Source organism: Cellulomonas sp. H30R-01 (assembly GCF_010119915.1).
GTDB classification, from domain to species: Bacteria; Actinomycetota; Actinomycetes; order Actinomycetales; family Cellulomonadaceae; genus Cellulomonas; species Cellulomonas algicola.
Genome location: NZ_CP048210.1, coordinates 540,684 through 557,508 on the forward strand (window position 1 = coordinate 540,684; position 16,825 = coordinate 557,508).

At 73.9% G+C, this 16,825-nt stretch carries 16 protein-coding genes; 14 read left to right on the forward strand and 2 right to left on the reverse strand.

The annotated features are described in order from the left end of the window. Positions 1–99: 99 nt before the first annotated feature. The 5 genes from GXP71_RS02335 (at position 100) to GXP71_RS02355 (ending at position 7,240) form a co-directional block, all read left to right on the forward strand. Positions 100–2,322 (forward strand): alpha-galactosidase, encoded by a 2,223-nt coding sequence (locus tag GXP71_RS02335; protein ID WP_162351331.1) that lies wholly within the window; start codon positions 100–102, stop codon positions 2,320–2,322. Next, a complete protein-coding gene (locus GXP71_RS02340) occupies positions 2,319–3,587 on the forward strand; it encodes an ABC transporter substrate-binding protein (protein ID WP_162351332.1) in 1,269 nt (422 codons plus the stop codon). The genes GXP71_RS02335 and GXP71_RS02340 overlap by 4 nt, the downstream gene beginning before the upstream one ends. Beyond that, positions 3,584–4,519, forward strand: a complete 936-nt coding sequence (locus GXP71_RS02345; RefSeq protein WP_124342004.1) for a carbohydrate ABC transporter permease — start codon at positions 3,584–3,586, stop codon at positions 4,517–4,519. The genes GXP71_RS02340 and GXP71_RS02345 overlap by 4 nt, the downstream gene beginning before the upstream one ends. Then, positions 4,516–5,457: a carbohydrate ABC transporter permease gene (locus GXP71_RS02350; protein ID WP_124342005.1), complete on the forward strand. Its 942-nt coding sequence runs from the start codon at positions 4,516–4,518 to the stop codon at positions 5,455–5,457. Before GXP71_RS02345 ends, GXP71_RS02350 begins: the two co-directional genes overlap by 4 nt. A 64-nt stretch (positions 5,458–5,521) precedes the next feature. Next, on the forward strand, positions 5,522–7,240 hold the full coding sequence (locus tag GXP71_RS02355) for an alpha-glucosidase (RefSeq protein ID WP_162351333.1): 1,719 nt from the start codon (positions 5,522–5,524) through the stop codon (positions 7,238–7,240). Between the two features lie 60 nt (positions 7,241–7,300). Here the strand turns inward: GXP71_RS02355 and GXP71_RS02360 are convergent, their stop codons facing one another. After that, positions 7,301–7,945, reverse strand: a complete 645-nt coding sequence (locus tag GXP71_RS02360; protein ID WP_162351334.1) for a hypothetical protein — start codon at positions 7,943–7,945, stop codon at positions 7,301–7,303. A 167-nt stretch (positions 7,946–8,112) separates the two neighbouring features. On the opposite strand from GXP71_RS02360, the gene GXP71_RS02365 reads away from it, so the two are divergent. From GXP71_RS02365 to GXP71_RS02380, 4 genes are all read left to right on the forward strand, one after another. Beyond that, a complete protein-coding gene (locus tag GXP71_RS02365) occupies positions 8,113–9,027 on the forward strand; it encodes an ABC transporter ATP-binding protein (RefSeq protein WP_162351335.1) in 915 nt (304 codons plus the stop codon). Further along, positions 9,024–10,013, forward strand: a complete 990-nt coding sequence (locus tag GXP71_RS02370) for a hypothetical protein (RefSeq protein WP_162351336.1) — start codon at positions 9,024–9,026, stop codon at positions 10,011–10,013. The genes GXP71_RS02365 and GXP71_RS02370 overlap by 4 nt, the downstream gene beginning before the upstream one ends. A gap of 231 nt (positions 10,014–10,244) precedes the next feature. Beyond that, positions 10,245–11,132, forward strand: coding sequence for an ABC transporter ATP-binding protein (locus GXP71_RS02375; protein WP_162351337.1), 888 nt, complete (start codon positions 10,245–10,247; stop codon positions 11,130–11,132). Then, positions 11,129–11,965, forward strand: coding sequence for an ABC transporter permease (locus tag GXP71_RS02380; RefSeq protein ID WP_162351338.1), 837 nt, complete (start codon positions 11,129–11,131; stop codon positions 11,963–11,965). Before GXP71_RS02375 ends, GXP71_RS02380 begins: the two co-directional genes overlap by 4 nt. Before the next feature lie 9 nt (positions 11,966–11,974). Here the strand turns inward: GXP71_RS02380 and GXP71_RS02385 are convergent, their stop codons facing one another. Then, on the reverse strand, positions 11,975–12,424 hold the full coding sequence (locus GXP71_RS02385; protein ID WP_162351339.1) for a nitroreductase family deazaflavin-dependent oxidoreductase: 450 nt from the start codon (positions 12,422–12,424) through the stop codon (positions 11,975–11,977). Positions 12,425–12,487: 63 nt separating this feature from the next. Here GXP71_RS02385 and GXP71_RS02390 point away from each other — a divergent pair, with 63 nt between their 5' ends. From GXP71_RS02390 to GXP71_RS02410, 5 genes are all read left to right on the forward strand, one after another. Continuing rightward, positions 12,488–13,768: a sensor histidine kinase gene (locus GXP71_RS02390; RefSeq protein ID WP_162351340.1), complete on the forward strand. Its 1,281-nt coding sequence runs from the start codon at positions 12,488–12,490 to the stop codon at positions 13,766–13,768. Between the two features lie 56 nt (positions 13,769–13,824). Then, complete coding sequence (locus tag GXP71_RS02395) at positions 13,825–14,391, forward strand: response regulator transcription factor (RefSeq protein ID WP_238402710.1); 567 nt, start codon at positions 13,825–13,827, stop codon at positions 14,389–14,391. Between the two features lie 124 nt (positions 14,392–14,515). After that, entirely contained in the window at positions 14,516–15,082 is a 567-nt protein-coding gene (locus GXP71_RS02400; protein ID WP_162351342.1) for a pyridoxamine 5'-phosphate oxidase family protein, read from the forward strand. Positions 15,083–15,260: 178 nt separating this feature from the next. Further along, complete coding sequence (locus GXP71_RS02405) at positions 15,261–15,815, forward strand: hypothetical protein (protein ID WP_162351343.1); 555 nt, start codon at positions 15,261–15,263, stop codon at positions 15,813–15,815. Positions 15,816–16,068: 253 nt separating this feature from the next. Then, positions 16,069–16,650, forward strand: a complete 582-nt coding sequence (locus GXP71_RS02410) for a hypothetical protein (RefSeq protein ID WP_162351344.1) — start codon at positions 16,069–16,071, stop codon at positions 16,648–16,650. Positions 16,651–16,825 lie beyond the last annotated feature (175 nt).

A 16,825-nucleotide genomic window follows, 5' to 3' on the forward strand; every position in this document is an offset into this window, starting at 1 on the left:
TTACCTTCCGCCACGGAAGCAAGAGGCGTCAACGGATCCGGAAAAATGGGATCGCGACCACAGTTGACAGACAAGTTAGTTCCGCCATGAAATGAATCTGTGCTCACGCCCACCCGACCCACCGCACCGCTCCACCTCCGCGCCGGAGGCACGAGCGTCGTCCTCGACACCACCGACAGCGGCCTGCCGCGCCTCGTCCACTGGGGGCCGGACCTCGGCGCGCTCGACGACGACGCGCTGCGCGGCGTGCTGGCCGCCGCGTGCGCGACCCCCGTCTCGGGCGGTCTCGACGTGGCCGTGCCCGTCACCCCGCTGCCCGAGGCGTCGACCGGCTGGGCCGGCACCCCGGGGCTCACCGGCCACCGCGCCGGCACCGGGTTCAGCCCGCGCCTGCGGACCACCGCGGTCGACGGGCCCAGGCAGGGCGACGACGGCGTCCTGCGCCTCACCGTCCACGCCGCCGACGCGCAGGCCGGGCTCGCGGTCCGCGTCGACCTCGAGCTGCACCCGAGCGGCGTCGTCCGTCTGCGGGCCGCGGTCCGCAACGCCGCGGACACCCCGTTCGACCTGCACGGCGTCCTGCCCGCCCTGCCCGTCCCCGACGTCGCGACCGAGCTGCTCGGCACGACCGGCCGGCACCTGCGCGAACGCAGCCCGCAGCGCCTCCCGTTCGTCACGGGCAGCCACGTCCGCGAGGCTCGCGGCGGTCGTCCGGGCGCCGACTCCACGCTGGTCCTCGTCGCGGGCGAGCAGGGCTTCGACGCGCGCCGCGGCGCCGTGTGGGGCGTGCACGTCGGCTGGAGCGGCAACCACCGGTTCGCCGCCGAGCGCACGCCGCGGGGTGACGCGGTGCTCAGCGGCGGCGAGCTGCTGCTGCCCGGCGAGGTCGTCCTCGAGCCCGGCGAGGAGTACGTCTCGCCCTGGCTCTACGGCAGCCACGGCACGGGCCTCGACGAGCTCGCCGGCCGCTTCCACACGTACGTGCGGTCGCGCCCCCAGCACCCGCGCACGCCGCGGCCCGTCACGCTCAACACCTGGGAGGCCGTGTACTTCGACCACGACCTCGACCGGCTCCGCGCCCTCGCGCACACCGCCGCGGAGCTCGGCATCGAGCGGTTCGTGCTCGACGACGGCTGGTTCGGCTCGCGCCGCGACGACACCCGCGGGCTCGGCGACTGGGTGGTCTCCGACGAGGCGTGGCCCGACGGGCTGCACCCGCTGATCGAGACCGTCACCGGGCTGGGCATGCAGTTCGGCCTCTGGGTCGAGCCCGAGATGGTCAACCCCGACTCCGACCTCGCGCGCGCGCACCCCGACTGGCTGCTCGCCGTCCCCGGTCGTCTCCCCGTGCCCGCGCGCACGCAGCAGGTGCTCGACCTCGGGCGCCCGGAGGCGTTCGCGCACATCCTCGAGCGCCTCGACGCGATCCTCACCGAGCACGAGATCGCGTACCTCAAGTGGGACCACAACCGCGACCTCGTCGACGCCGGCCACGGGCACCTCGGTGTCCCGGGTGTGCACCGGCAGACGCACGCCGTGTACCGCCTGCTCGACGAGCTCCGCGCCCGCCACCCCGGGGTCGAGATCGAGTCGTGCGCGTCCGGCGGAGCGCGCGTCGACCTCGGCATCCTCGAGCGCACCGACCGCGTGTGGGTGTCCGACACCATCGACCCCGTCGAGCGCGAGCAGATCCAGCGGTGGACCGGCCTTCTGCTGCCCCCGGAGCTCATGGGCCAGCACGTCGGCGGCCCCGAGTCGCACACCACGGGCCGCCGGCACGCGCTCTCGTTCCGTGCCGCGACCGCGTTCTTCGGCCACTTCGGCGTCGAGTGGGACGTCACGCAGGCCACGGACGACGAGCGCGCCGAGCTCGCCACCTGGATCACGGCGCACAAGGCGCAGCGTGACCTGCTCCACACCGGCACCCGCGTGCACGACGAGCCCGCCGACCGCGCGCTGCGCGTCGACGGCGTCGTCGCGCCCGACCGGTCCGCCGCGATCTTCGCCGTCACCCAGCTGACGACGAGCGTGACGAGCCCGCCCGGAGCCGTCCGGCTCCCCGGGCTCGACCCGGACGCGCGCTACGACGTGCGCCCGCTCCCGCCCGGGAAGACCATCGAGGGACACGGTCGCGGTCCCCTGGCCTGGTGGGACGAGGGGGTCCGGACCACCGGACGCGTCCTGCAGCAGGTCGGGCTCCGCGCCCCCACCCTCTTCCCCGAGCGGACCGTCCTCGTGCAGGTCCGGCGCACCGACGCGCCGACCGCACCCGGCACCGGGGGCGCCGACGCCGCCCGGCCGACGTCAGGAGACAGCGCATGACCAGGAGACGCGCGAGGAGGCGCACGACCGCGACGCTCGCGGCCGCGGCCCTCCTGCTGCCGCTCGCCGCGTGCGCGCGCGGCGACGACCGCACCGAGATCACGTTCTTCCAGTTCAAGCCCGAGGCCGTGCAGTACTTCGAGGACCTCGCGGCGCAGTTCGAGGAGCAGAACCCCGACGTCCGCGTCGTCGTGCAGAACGTGCCCGACCCGGAGACGGCGCTGCGCACGCGCCTCGTCAAGGACGACGTGCCCGACGTGCTCACGCTCAACGGCAACGGCACGTTCGGGGAGTTCGCGTCGGCGGGTATCTTCACGGACTTCGCGGACGACCCGGTCCTCGACGACATCAACCCCGGGTTCGTCGAGGTCGTGCAGGCGCTCGGGCAGAGCGAGCCCGGCGCGGTCAACGGCATCCCGTTCGCCGCGAACGCGAGCGGTGTCCTCTACAACGAGGAGCTGTTCGCGCAGCACGGCGTCGAGGTCCCGACGACCTGGGACGAGCTCATCGCGGCCGCCCAGACCTTCCAGGACGCGGGCGTCACGCCGTTCTACGGCATGCTCGCGGATGCGTGGACGGCGCAGTCGCCGCTCGCGCCGCTCACCGCGCAGACCGCCCCGGACGACTTCTTCGAGGAGCGGTTCGCGGGCGAGACGACGTTCGCGGAGGGGTGGCGCGAGGCCCTCGAGAAGGAGGGCGAGCTCTACGAGTACACCCAGCCCGACCCGGCGGCCGTCGGCTACCAGGAGGGCACGCGCGCGTTCGCGGCGGGGGAGTCGGCGATGCTGCTGCTCGGCTCGTACGCGGTGCCGCAGATCCGCACGTTCGAGCCGCAGTTCACCGTCGGCTCGTTCGCGCTGCCGGCCACCGACGACCCCGAGCGCACGACGCTCGTCTCGGGCGTCGACGTGCTGGTCACGACGGGCGCGGACAGTGCCCACCCGGAGGAGGCGCAGCGCTTCGTCGAGTTCCTCATGCAGCCGGAGGTCGTGCAGGAGTACGCCGAGGCGCAGGTCGCGATTCCCGCGATCGAGGGCGCCGCCAACACGGACCCCGCGCTCGCGGGCGTCCAGCCGTACATCGACGACCAGCGGCTGGTCGGCTTCACCGACCACCAGTTCATCCCCGCGATCCCGCTGGCGCCGCTGCTCCAGGAGTACCTGCTCGGGGGCGACGCCCAGACCATGCTCACGCAGCTCGACGAGTCCTGGGACAAGGTCGCGGCCCGCCGCACCTGGGGCCTGGGGAAGGTGGAGGAAGGATGACCGCCACGACGGCCCCCGCACGGACGGGGGCGGACCGTCCGCAGCGCGTGCGCCGCGGCGGCATCGCCTCGCGGACCGCGCGCGCCTTCTACTGGATGGTGCTGCCCGCGTTCGCGCTGTTCTTCCTGCTGCACACGCTGCCGGTCCTGCAGGGCGTGTACTACAGCTTCACGGACTCGCCCGGGTACGGCCCGTACGAGTTCGTCGGGCTCGCGAACTACGTCGCGCTGTTCTCGGACGACCGCGTCCTGCACGCGTACCTGTTCACGTTCCAGTTCGCGATCGTCTCGACGATCCTCGTCAACGTCATCGCGCTGGCCGTGGCGATGGCGCTGAACAGCCGCATCAAGTTCCGCACGACGCTGCGGGCCGTGTACTTCGTGCCGTACGTGCTGGCGATCCTCGTCGTCGGGTACGTGTTCCAGTACCTGTTCGCGATCTCGATCCCTGCGATCGCCCAGTCCCTCGGCAACGAGCGGTTCTCGACGTCGATCCTCGGCGACGAGAACCTCGCCTGGATCGCGATCGTCGTCCTGGCCGTCTGGCAGGCGGCCGCGTTCAACATCGTGCTCTACCTGGCCGGCCTCCAGACCGTCCCGCACGAGCTCTACGAGGCCGCGTCGCTCGACGGCGCCGGGTCGTGGCGCAAGTTCACCAGCATCACGTTCCCGATGATCTGGAGCTTCTTCATCATCAACATGGTCCTGGCGCTCAAGGGCTTCCTGCAGGTGTTCGACCACGTCATCGCCATGACCGGCGGTGGTCCCGGCACGGCGACCGAGTCGGTCGGCGTGCTCATCTACAAGGGCGGCTTCCAGGGCGGCGAGTTCGGCTACCAGCTCGCGAACGCCGTGGTCTTCATGGTCGTCATCATCGTGTTCGCCCTCGTCCAGTTCCGTGTCCTGCAGCGTGGAGAGGGGAACGTCGCATGACCGCCACCGCAGCACCACCCGTCGGGGGCCTCGTCGGCGACGACGCCGACGCCGTCGACACCACCGGACCGCGCCGCCCGTCGTGGCGCAACCGTCGCCGCGCGGCCGAGCCGGGGGAGCCGGGCGGTCGCACCAACTGGTGGCTCACGGGCCTGATGATCTTCCTGTCGCTGAGCATCCTCGTGCCCATGTACCTCGTGGTCGTCACGGCGCTGAAGACGCCCGACCAGCTCTCGGGGGCCGGGTTCGACCTGCCGAGCCCGGCGACGTTCGGGAACTTCGGCGAGGCCTGGCGGCTCACGGACTTCCCGCGCTCGGCGCTCAACAGCGCGATCATCACGGTCGGCGCGGTCACCCTCACGCTGCTGACGAACTCGATGGTCGCGTACGCGATCGCCCGGAACATGCACCGCAGGCTGTTCAAGGGGCTGTTCTTCTACTTCATCGCGGCGCTGTTCGTGCCGTTCCCGATCCTCATGCTGACGGTCGCGAAGCTCACCGCCCAGCTGCACCTCGACAACCAGGCGGGTCTGATCCTGCTGTACACGGTGTTCGGCCTGTCGTTCAACGTGTTCGTCTACGTCGCCTACATCCACTCCATCCCGAAGGAGCTGGAGGAGGCGGCGATCGTCGACGGCGCGAACGCGTGGACGGTCTTCTGGAAGGTGATCTTCCCGCTGCTGAGGCCGATGAACGCGACGGTCGGCATCATCACGTGCGTGTGGGCCTGGAACGACTTCATGCTGCCGCTCGTCATCCTGTCCGACCCGGAGGCCGCGACGCTGCCCCTGCAGCAGTACGTCTTCCAGGCGCAGTTCTCGACGAACTACACGGTCGCCTTCGCCTCCTACCTGCTGGCGATGGTCCCGCTGCTCGTCGTCTACGTGCTCGCGCAGCGCTGGGTGATCTCCGGCGTGACGCGCGGCGCGATCAAGTGACCCGGCGGTCGCCGCACCGCCGTACTCCGCACCGACCGACCGCTCCGGAAGGGACCCCGATCGCATGACGTGGACCGTCGAGGACGCCCCGTGGTGGACCCGCGCCGTCGTCTACCAGGTGTACCCGCGCTCGTTCGCCGACTCCGACGGCGACGGCGTGGGGGACCTGCGGGGCGTCCTCGACCACGTCGACCACCTCGCCGCACTCGGCGTCGACGTCGTGTGGCTGTCGCCGATCTACCCGTCGCCGCAGGACGACAACGGGTACGACATCAGCGACTACCAGGACGTCGACCCGTCGTTCGGGACGCTCGCCGACCTCGACGCGCTGCTCGCGGCGCTGCACGAGCGCGGCATGCGCCTCGTCATGGACCTCGTCGTCAACCACACGTCCGACGAGCACCCGTGGTTCGTCGAGTCGCGGTCGTCCGCGGACAGCCCGAAGCGCGACTGGTACTGGTGGCGCCCGCCGCGGCACGGCATGGCACCGGGCCACCCCGGCGCCGAGCCGACCAACTGGCGCTCGTTCTTCTCGGGACCCGCGTGGGAGCTCGACGAGGCCACCGGCGAGTACTACCTGCACCTGTTCAGCCGCAAGCAGCCCGACCTCAACTGGGAGAACCCGGAGGTCCGGCACGCCGTCTACGCGATGATGCGCTGGTGGCTCGACCGTGGGGTCGACGGCTTCCGGATGGACGTCATCAACCTCGTCTCGAAGGACCCCGCGCTGCCCGACGGGCCCGTGCGCGACGGCGTGCTCGGCGACGGCAGCGCGGCGTACACGAACGGCCCGCGCATCCACGAGTTCCTCGCCGAGATGCACCGCGAGGTGTTCGCCGGCCGTCCCGACCGGCTGCTGACGGTGGGGGAGATGCCCGGCGTCACGGTCGAGCACGCGCGGCAGTTCACCGACCCGGCACGCGCCGAGGTCGACATGGTGTTCCAGTTCGAGCACGTCGGCCTCGACCACGGGCCCGGCGGCAAGTTCGACGTGCGGCCGCTGCGGCTGCGCGACCTCAAGGCGTCCTTCGGGCGGTGGCAGGCCGAGCTCGCCGACGTCGGGTGGAACAGCCTCTACTGGAACAACCACGACCAGCCCCGCATCGTGTCCCGGTTCGGCGACGACGGCGCCTACCGGCGCGAGTCCGCGACGATGCTCGGGACGGTGCTGCACCTGCACCGCGGGACGCCGTACGTCTACCAGGGCGAGGAGCTCGGGATGACGAACGCACGGTTCGACTCGTTCGACGACTACCGCGACATCGAGTCGCTGCGGCACGTCGCCGAGGCCCGCGAGCACGGGTACGCGACCGACGACGAGCTGCTCGACGGGCTCGCCGCGATGAGCCGCGACAACGCGCGCACACCCATGCAGTGGGACGCGACCGAGCACGCCGGCTTCACGACCGGCACCCCGTGGCTCCCGGTGAACCCGAACCACGTCGAGGTCAACGCGGCCGCGGCGCGCGGCGACGACCGCTCGGTGTTCCACCACTACCGCCGGCTGATCGAGCTGCGGCACACCGACCCGGTGGTCGCGCTCGGCGACTTCACGATGCTGCTGCCCGACCACGAGCACGTCTACGCGTTCACGCGGTCCCTCGACGGCGACACCCTGCTCGTCCTCGGGAACTTCTCGGGCGACGAGCAGGACGTCGCGGTCGACGTCGCCGCGGCCTCGACGCTCGTCCTCGGGAACTACGACACCGACGCCGCGCCGGACGCCGACGGGCGGGTCCGGCTGCGGCCGTGGGAGGCGCAGGTCCGCCGCGTCGCGCGCTGAGCCGGGGTGCCGCGACGCACACCGGCGCACCGGGCGCCCACGGCCCCGGCGCTGACGGCGTCAGGACGACTGCACGTCCACCACGACGCGCACGGGGTCCTGCAGCACGAACACGCGGAACGGCCGCCGCTCGCCGGCGACGCCCACGACGGACTGCGTCATGCCCTCGAACGTCAGCGGGCGCGTGACCTGGACGACCGTGCCCTCGCGCGGGCCGACGTCCTGCGCGAACTCGTCGTGACCCGTGTCGTGCGGGTAGCCCGTGCCCGTCAGCCAGACGTCGAGCACCGCCTCGCCCGCGACGTCGACCGCCTCGCCGCTGCCGTCCTGCACGGCCTGGTCGACGTACCCGACGCGGTAGCCGGGGACGCCGCCGCCCGCGACCTCGTAGACGACCCGGTCGTAGCCGTCGTGCGAGCCGACGCGGACGTCGACCACCGTGACGCGCGCGCCGGACGGCTCGGCCTCCGCGGTCGCGGTCGCGGGCGCGAAGCCCTCGGCAGGCTCGCCCTCGGGCGCTGCCGACCCCGGCGGCGTCGGGGAGGCGCTGGGCGTCGCCGAGGCGGTCGCGGTCGCGCTCCCGGCCGTCGTGGGCGTGGGGTCCCCCGGGTCGGGACCGCCCGACCCGCCCGCGCCGCACGCCGCCGTCGCGCCCAGCACCAGCGCTGCGAGCGCGCCGGCGGACGCCCTCCGGATCCTCGTCATCGGTCCCTCCTCGTCCGCGTCCTCCGAGGCTAGGCTCCGCGGCCCCGGCCGCGCCGGAGGTTGGGCCGGGCGGGTGAAGACCGCCGCACGCGGGGTCGCGCGGAGCCGGCGGTGCCGATGGGACCGGGGAGGGGAGGTCCGACATCGACGCAGGCAGCGAGCCCGCGGTGCGCGTGCGCGGGCTGCGCAAGACGTACCGGACGTTCACGCTCCGTGAGGTGGTCGCGGTCGACCACCTCGACCTCACCGTGCCCGCGGGCGGTGTGCACGCGTTCCTCGGTCCCAACGGCTCCGGGAAGACGACGACGATCCGCATGCTGCTCGGGCTCGCGCGGCCCGACGCCGGGTCGGTGCACCTCTTCGGCACGCCCGTGCCGGAGCGGCTCCCGGACGTGATCGGCCGCGTCGGCGCGATCGTCGAGAACCCCAAGTTCGTGCCCGGCTTCTCGGGACGCCGGAACCTGCGTCTGCTCGCGACCGCGGTCGGCGTCCCGCACACGCGCGTCGAGGAGGTGCTCGAGCGGGTCGGGCTGCGCGACCGCGGCGTCGACCAGTTCCGCCGCTACTCGCTCGGCATGAAGCAGCGGCTCGCGATCGCCGCGACGCTCCTCAAGGACCCCGACCTGCTGGTCTTCGACGAGCCGACGAACGGCCTCGACCCCGCGGGGATCCGCGACATCCGCGCGACCATGCGCGGCCTCGCCGACGAGGGCCGCACGGTCCTCGTGTCGAGCCACATCCTCGCCGAGGTCGAGCAGGTGGCCGACACGGTCTCGGTGGTGGCGCGCGGGCGGCTCGTGGCCGAGGGGACCGTCGCGTCGCTGCTCGCGGCCGACGGCACCGCGCGCGTGCGCGTCACGGTCGCCGACCCGGTGCGTGCGCAGGGGCTGCTCGCCGCGCGGGGCTGGGACGTCCGCGTCGACGGTCGGACCGTCGAGGTCGCCGGCGCGCCCGGCCCGGCGCAGGTCAACGAGGCCCTCGCTCGCGGCGACGTGTTCGCGGACGAGGTCGTCGTCCTGCGCCGCGACCTGGAGTCGGCGTTCCTCGAGCTCACGGGTGCCGCGCCGGGGCGCGCGTCGTGACCCACCTGCTGCGCGCCGAGCTCGCGCGCGTCCGTGCCCGCCCGCTCGTGTGGCTGGTGTCCGCCGGCGTCGTGCTGGGCGTGCTCGGGCTCGTGCTGAGCGGGTGGTGGGAGTCGCGACCGCCGAGCCCCGCCCAGGTCGCCGCGGCGGGCGAGGCGTACCGCGCGGACCTCGCCGCGTGGCAGGCCCTGGTCGCGCCGTGCGACGAGGACGACCCGTCCGTCCACCCCGACCTGCCGCCGGCCGAGGCCGTGGCCGCGTGCACGTCCCGGCCGCCCACGCCCGAGCAGTACGTCGCCGTGCGGCCCGACGTCTCGTCGCTCGTGACCGAGCGGCTGCCGTCCGTCGGGGTCATGATCACGCTGGGGTGCCTCATGCTCGGCGTCGGGCTCGTGACCTCGGAGTTCGCGTCGGGAGCCATGGGCACGTGGCTAACGTTCGCCCCACGGCGCGGCCGGGTCTTCGTGAGCAGGCTCGCGTCCGCCGTCGTGGCCGCGGTCCCGTGCGTCGCGGCGCCGCTCGTGACGCTCGTGGTCGCGCTGCTCGCCGTCGGGGTGGTCAACGGGCTCCCCGTGGGTGAGCCCGCGGGCGGGTGGGGCGACCTGCTGGGCGTGACCGGACGCTGGCTCGCGGTCGGTCCCGCGTTCGCGGCCGTCGGCGTCGGCCTCGCGTTCGCCCTGCGGCACGCCGCGGCCGTGACGGGCGTCGCGGTCTGGTGGGTCGCGGCGACGGAGAGCGCCCTGCCGCTCGTCCTGCCGGAGTCGCGGTGGCTGCCCCTGTCGACCAACGTCACGGCGTGGACCACGGGCAGCGCGCACTACGTGGTCCCGTCGTGCGTGCCCGACCCGGCGCGCGCGGGCGAGGAGCTCTGCGAGCCCGTGCTGCACACGGTCGCGGCGGGGCAGGGGGCGCTCGTCGTGCTGGTCGTGGTCGCGCTCGCGCTCGTCGGCGGCTGGCTGTCGTTCCGGCTGCGCGACGTCGCCTGACTCAGCGTCCTGCTGGCCCCGGGACGGGCCGGTCGGTCGGGGGACCGCGACGCCTGGTGGGCCGTGCGTCAGCGCCGCGGATCGCGCGGGGAGGCCCGCCAGGCGGTCCGGGCGGCCGCGGGCGCCGACCCCCGGGACCGTCGGCACGTCGCGAGGTCAACCGATCGGTGGACGGCCGGGACAACGCCTCGGTCGTCGCGGCGCACCCGCGTCCGGGGCCACGCTGAGGGCATGACGACACCGGCAGGCGCCCCCGCGATCGAGGTTGCGGGCCTGCGCAAGCGATACGGGCCCAAGCAGGCAGTCGACGGCCTGGACCTGCGCGTGGACCGCGGGGAGATCGTCGCGATCCTCGGGCCGAACGGCGCGGGCAAGACGACGACCGTCGAGATCCTCGAGGGCTACCGGCACCGCGACGAGGGCCACGTCCGCGTCCTCGGCGAGGACCCGCAGACGGCCGGACGCGTGTGGCGCTCGCGCCTCGGCATCGTCCTGCAGGGCACGAACGACCTCGCGGAGGCGACCGTCGGGGAGCTCGTCCGGCACTTCTCCCGCTTCTACCCGGACCCGCGCGACCCCGACGAGGTGATCGACGCCGTCGGTCTGCGCGAGAAGGCCCGCACGCGCGCCCGTCAGCTGTCGGGCGGCCAGCGACGCCGGCTCGACGTGGCGCTCGGCATCGTGGGACGGCCCGAGCTCGTGTTCCTCGACGAGCCGACGACCGGCTTCGACCCGCAGGCGCGCCGCGCGTTCTGGGACCTCGTCGAGGGCCTGCGCGCCGACGGCACGACGATCCTGCTGACGACGCACTACCTCGAGGAGGCGGAGCGGCTGGCCGACCGGGTCGTGGTCGTCGCGTCGGGTCACGTCGTCGCGGAGGGCACCCCCGCCGACCTGGGCGGTCGCGACGCGCGCCGGGCGCTCGTGAGGTGGGTCGAGGACGGGCGACGGCACGAGCTCAGGACCGACGACGCGTCCCGCACGGTCGCCGACCTGCTCGCGCGCCTCGGCGACGTGCCGGGTCTCGAGGTGCTGCGGCCGACGCTCGAGGACGTCTACCTCGGCCTGCTCCAGGGCGCCGGCGCGCCCGCCGACACCCCTGTGGAGGTCCTGCGATGAGCACCGTCGCCCTGCCGGCCGCGCGCCGCACCGCCGTCCCCGGCGTCCTGCGCCTCGGGCTTGTCCGCGCCGCCTACGAGCTGCGCGTCTTCTTCCGCGAGCGCGACGCGGTCGTGTTCATCTTCGCCTACCCCGTCATCATGATGGCGATCTTCGCGACGGTCTTCGGGCAGGACGGCGCGACCGTCCAGGCGGGCGACGTCGAGATCCCGTTCGCGCAGTACTTCCTGCCGGGCATGCTCGCGACGGGCGTCATGCTGTCGAGCTTCCAGTCGCTCGCGATCTCGATCTCGGTCGAGCGTGACGAGGGCGGCCTCAAGCGGCTGCGCGGCACGCCGATGCCGGCGTCGGCGTACTTCCTCGGCAAGATCGGCCAGGTCCTCGGCAGCGGGCTCGTGCAGACCGCGATCCTGCTGACCGTCGCCGCGACGCTGTTCGACGTGACGCTGCCGTCGACCGTGGGGGACTGGGCGACGTTCGCGTGGGTGTACCTGCTCGGGACGGCCGCGGGCTCGGTGTGCGGCGTGGCTTTCTCGTCGGTCCCGCGCTCGGGGCGGTCGGCGAGCGCGGTGGTGACGCCGATCGTGCTGGTCCTGCAGTTCGTCTCGGGCGTGTTCTTCCAGTGGGACTCGCTGCCGACGTGGATGCAGCAGGTCGCGTCGGTGTTCCCGCTGCGTTGGCTGGTCGAGGGCATGCAGGCGGCGTTCCTCCCGGACGCGGTCGCGGGCGACGTCGACCTCGTGACCACCGCGCTCGTGCTGGGCGTGTGGTTCGTCGCCGGGCTCGTCGTCGGGGCGCGCTGGTTCCGCTGGCGCCGGCGTGACGACGGCTGACGTGAGCGCTCAGGCGGGGCGCAGGCAGAAGACGGGGTGCGTCGCGACGAGCGGCACGAACGCCTCGACCGGGTCGCCGGGGGAGACGTCGAAGACGCGCCGCACGACCGCGACCTGCTGGAGGTACCGCCGCAGCACGGGCGCACCGGTCGCCGCGTCGACCTCGTCGGCGGCGAGGCGCTCGACGTGCCCGCCCCGACGCAGCTCGACGACGCGCGACGCCCGCACGTTGCGCACCCAGCCGACGGGACCGTACGGCGCGACGAGCCACCGCGAGCCGTCGTGCTCGACCAGCGTGACGGGCGTCGTGCGCGGCTCGCCCGAGGTCCGGCCCGCGACGGTCAGCAGCACGGTGCCCCGCGGTCCGCTCCCGCGGCGGACCATCGTCGTCACCGCGCTGTCCACGGCCCGTCGCACCCAGCCCCGCCGCCGTCGGCCCGTCCGCCCGTCCGTGCTCATGTGCGCATCCTGCCGGGCGCGGGGCGGGCCGTCGACGGACCTGCACGTGGCAGGCTCGACGCCATGACCAGGCGCACGCCCCGACCGGTCGCGCGGCACGAGTTCTGGGTCCGCGCGCTGCGCGGGTGGGACGTCGGCTTCTACGCGATCACCGCGGTCGCGGGGGTGTCGATCGCGATCGAGGTCCGGTCGCTGCGCGAGGCCGCCGTCGCGGTCCTCGGGCTCGCCGCGCTCGTCCTCGCCTACCTCGCGCTGGGCCGCCGGGGTGCGCAGCGCGGGGACGTCCTGCTGACCCGCACGTACCTCGCGGTGCTCGTCACCGTCGTGGTGCTGGAGGTCGGGCTGTCGGAGCTCGGGTCGGTGCTGCTGTTCGTCGCGTACTCGCAGATCTGGTTCTTCGCGACGCGCCGCCTCGAGGGCGTGCTGTGGAGCGTGCTGCTGACGGTCGCGTTCGCCGCCGCGATCGTCGTGCGCGAGCCGGGTGCGGTCGCGACGGTCGCCGACGCCGCCGAGCTGGTCGGCCAGGTCGGCACGGGCCTCGTCTTCGCGATCGCCCTGGGCCTGTGGATCACGTGGGTGTCGGAGCAGAGCGAGGAGCGCGCCGCGCTGGTCGAGGAGCTGGGCGCCGCGCAGGCCGAGCTCGCGTCGACCCACCACGCGAGCGGGGTCCTCGCCGAGCGGGCGCGTCTGGCGCAGGAGATCCACGACACCCTCGCGCAGGGGTTCACGAGCGTCGTGATGCTCGCGCAGGCCGCGTCGGCGGAGCTCGCCCGGGACCGCGTCGGTCCGGCGACGGAGCGCGTCGGCCAGATCGAGCAGGTCGCGCGCGACAACCTCGCGCAGGCGCGGGCCCTGGTGGCGGCGTTCGGGCCGCCCGAGCTCGAGCGCGGCACGCTCGGCGACGCGCTCGACCGGCTCGCGGCCCGGTTCGAGGCGGAGACGCACGTCCGCGTCGAGGTCGACGGCCTGCGCGAGCTGGGCGCGGTCGGGCCGGAGCACGCCGTGGTCCTGCTGCGCGCCGCGCAGGAGGCCCTCGCCAACGTCCGCAAGCACGCCGACGCGACCGTCGTCCGGCTCACCGTGGGCCGGGACGGGGACGACGTCCGGCTCGAGGTCGTCGACGACGGGCGGGGGCTGCCCGCGGGCGCGGTCGAGGGTGTGGGCCTGCGCGGCATGCGCGAGCGCGTCGACGCGGGGGGCGGGACGCTCGAGGTGGGCAGCGGTCCCGGCGGCGGCACGCGCGTGGCCGTGACGCTGCCCCGCGACACGGTGCCCGCCACGTCGCCGCTCGGCGACGGGGGAGCCGCCGCGCCGCGCCCGGGGACCACGAGGGAGGACGCGTGACGATCCGGGTGCTGCTGGCGGACGACCATCCCGTCGTCCGCTCGGGCCTGGCCGGGATGCTGGCCGTCGAGCCGGACCTCGAGGTCGTCGGGGAGGCGGGCGACGGCGCGCAGGCCGTGGCGCTCGCGGAGAGCCTGCGGCCCGACATCGTCCTCATGGACCTGCGGATGCCGGTGCTCGACGGCGCGAGCGCGACGGCGACCATCACGGGCACGCTGCCGGGCGTGCGCGTCCTGGTGCTCACGACGTACGAGACCGACACCGACATCCTGCGGGCCGTCGAGGCCGGCGCGACGGGGTACCTGCTCAAGGACACGCCCCGCGACCAGCTCGTCGCGGGCGTCCGCGCGGCCGCACGCGGCGAGTCGGCGCTGTCGCCGTCGGTCGCGCGCCGGCTCGTGCAGCAGGTGCGCGGCGACGCGGAGCGGCTCACGGCGCGCGAGCAGGAGGTCCTCGCGAGCGTCGCCCGCGGGCTGTCCAACGCCGCGATCGGCCGCGAGCTGTTCATCACCGAGGCGACCGTCAAGACGCACCTGCTGCGCGCGTTCGCGAAGCTCGGCGTCGACGACCGGACGCGCGCGGTGACCGTCGCGATCGAGCGGGGGATCCTGCCGGGTGCCTGACCGCCCCGGTCGCGGGGGACCGGGACGCGGGGGACCGGGACGCGGACGGTGGCGTCGCGTCGCAGGTCGGACGGCTAGCGTGGCGCTGCGACGGCACGGCGGCTCGACGACGGGAGGCGGCACGATGGGCAAGGTCCACGAGCGGATCGACGAGCGCATGCGGCGCTTCCTCCTCGCGCAGCACGTGTTCTTCGTCGCGACCGCCCCGAGCGGACCGGACGGGCGCGTCAACGTGTCGCCCAAGGGTGTCGACGGCTCGTTCGTGGTCCTCGACGACCACACCGTCGCCTACCTGGACCTCACCGCGAGCGGCGCCGAGACCATCGCGCACCTGCGGGAGAACGGCCGGATCACGGTGATGTTCTGCGCCTTCGACGGCCCGCCGAACATCGTGCGGCTGCACGGCCGCGGCCGGTTCGTGACGCTGTACGACGACGGCTTCGCCGAGCTCCTCGCGCTGTTCCCCGAGACCCGCGGTGCGCGGGCCGTCGTCGTCGTCGACGTCGAGCGCGTCTCCGACTCGTGCGGCTACGGCGTGCCGCTCATGGACCACGTGGGCGAGCGGGACCTGCTGCCGCCGTACATGGAGCGCAAGGGGGCCGACGGGCAGGCGGCGTACCGGCGGCAGAAGAACCGCACGAGCATCGACGGCCTGCCGGCGTTCGACTTCGACCCGGAGCCCGCGGTCTGACCCCGGCGTATCTGGCGGGGGTCCGGCGGGCTCCTTCCGGTGTGGGCCTCGCGCCGCGCCCGCCCGACAGCGCCCACCGGCGGACGTGTCCCGGTGCCGGTCCGACGACGCCGTCGCCGCCGGACCGTCCACCGCACCCTGGGGAAGCACCCTGCCCGACGTCCCGAGGTGGTGCCTCGTGCGCAAGTCGATCGTCTCCCTGCTCGCTCTCGCTCTCGTCGCAGGCCTGAACCTGCTCTCCGCCCCCGCCGCGTCCGCGGCCGCCTACTGCGGCCAGGTGTGGGGCTCCCTCGCGAAGTCCGCCGACGGATTCTCCGCGGGTTACGTCACGAACGTCCGCGCCGGACAGCACACGTGCTACGACCGGCTCGTCCTCGACGTGTCCGCGCCCGTGGCGGGCTGGTCGGTGCAGTACGTCGACGTCGTCACGCAGGACGGCTCCGGCTTCCCCGTGCACGTCGACGGCGGGGCACGCCTCGCGGTCGTCGCGCACGCGGGCGTCGACACCGACAACGTGCCCTTCGTGAGCGGTCAGCGGCTCGTCAACACCTCGTCGTACCGGACGTTCCGGGACGTCGTGTGGGCCGGCAGCTTCGAGGGGTACACGACGGTCGGGCTCGGCGTGCGTGCCCGGCTCCCGTTCCGCGTGTTCGCGCTGGCGGGTCCGGGTGGCGGCTCGCGGCTCGTCGTCGACGTCGGCCACCAGTGGTGCGCGACCGGCACGACCTGCTGACGCGTCCGTCGACGGCTTCCGCAACGACACCCTCCGCGCTCCCGCGGACGACGTGCCCTCACCTCACCCGTGGCGGGTGGGGCGAGGGCACCGGTCCGTGCGGTAGGGCGGTGGTGTGGGCGACGCAGGTCCGTCGGTCCGCCCTCCGCCCTCCGCCCACGGGGTGGGCGCCTCGCGGCGTCCTGCCGACGGCGACAGCGCCGGGCGCAGGGTGTCGCACCTCGAGTCCGAGCTCTGTCCCGGAGGTGTGGTCATGCGTACGCGCCCGTCGCTCGTCGGCGGCCTCTGCTTGCTCCTCGCGGTGGGCCTCAGCCTGCTCACCGCCCCGCCGGCCTCGGCCGGCGCGTTCTGCGGCCAGGTCTGGGGGTCGCAGCCCGACCAGGCGTCCTACGCGGCGTGGTCTCCCCGTGTGCAGGGGGTCCGCACGGGTCGGCACGCCTGCTTCGACCGGCTCGTGATCGACATGGGCGGGTGGCCGGGCGTCTGGACCGTCCAGTACGTCGGCGTCGTCACGACCGGTGGTGGCGCACCCGTGGACGTGCGCGGCGGCGCGAGGCTGGCCGTCGTCGTCGAGACGCCGGTCGACACGTCGGTGTACACGCCGCCCGCCGTGGGGGGCCGGCTGGCCGACGTGACGCGCTACTCGACGTTCCGCGACGTCGTGTGGGCGGGGAGCACCGCCGCCACGGCGAGCTCGCCGAGCGTCACGACGATCGGCCTGGGGGTCCGGGCACGTCTGCCCTTCCGGGTCTTCACGCTGATCGGGCCGCACCACAACTCGCGGCTCGTCATCGACGTCGGGCACAGGTGGTGTACTGCAGGGACCACCTGCTGAGCGCCGTGGGACCGGACCGGGTGGTCGGCGCCCGGGCCGGGCACGGTGGGAATCGGCTCACTTGCTGGACACGTGAACCAACATGTGAGACGGCGTGACACCGCACCGACGGAGGCGTAGGGTCGCTCGCGTGCAGACGATCCTCGTAGTACTTCCTGAGCGCGCCGGCTGAGGC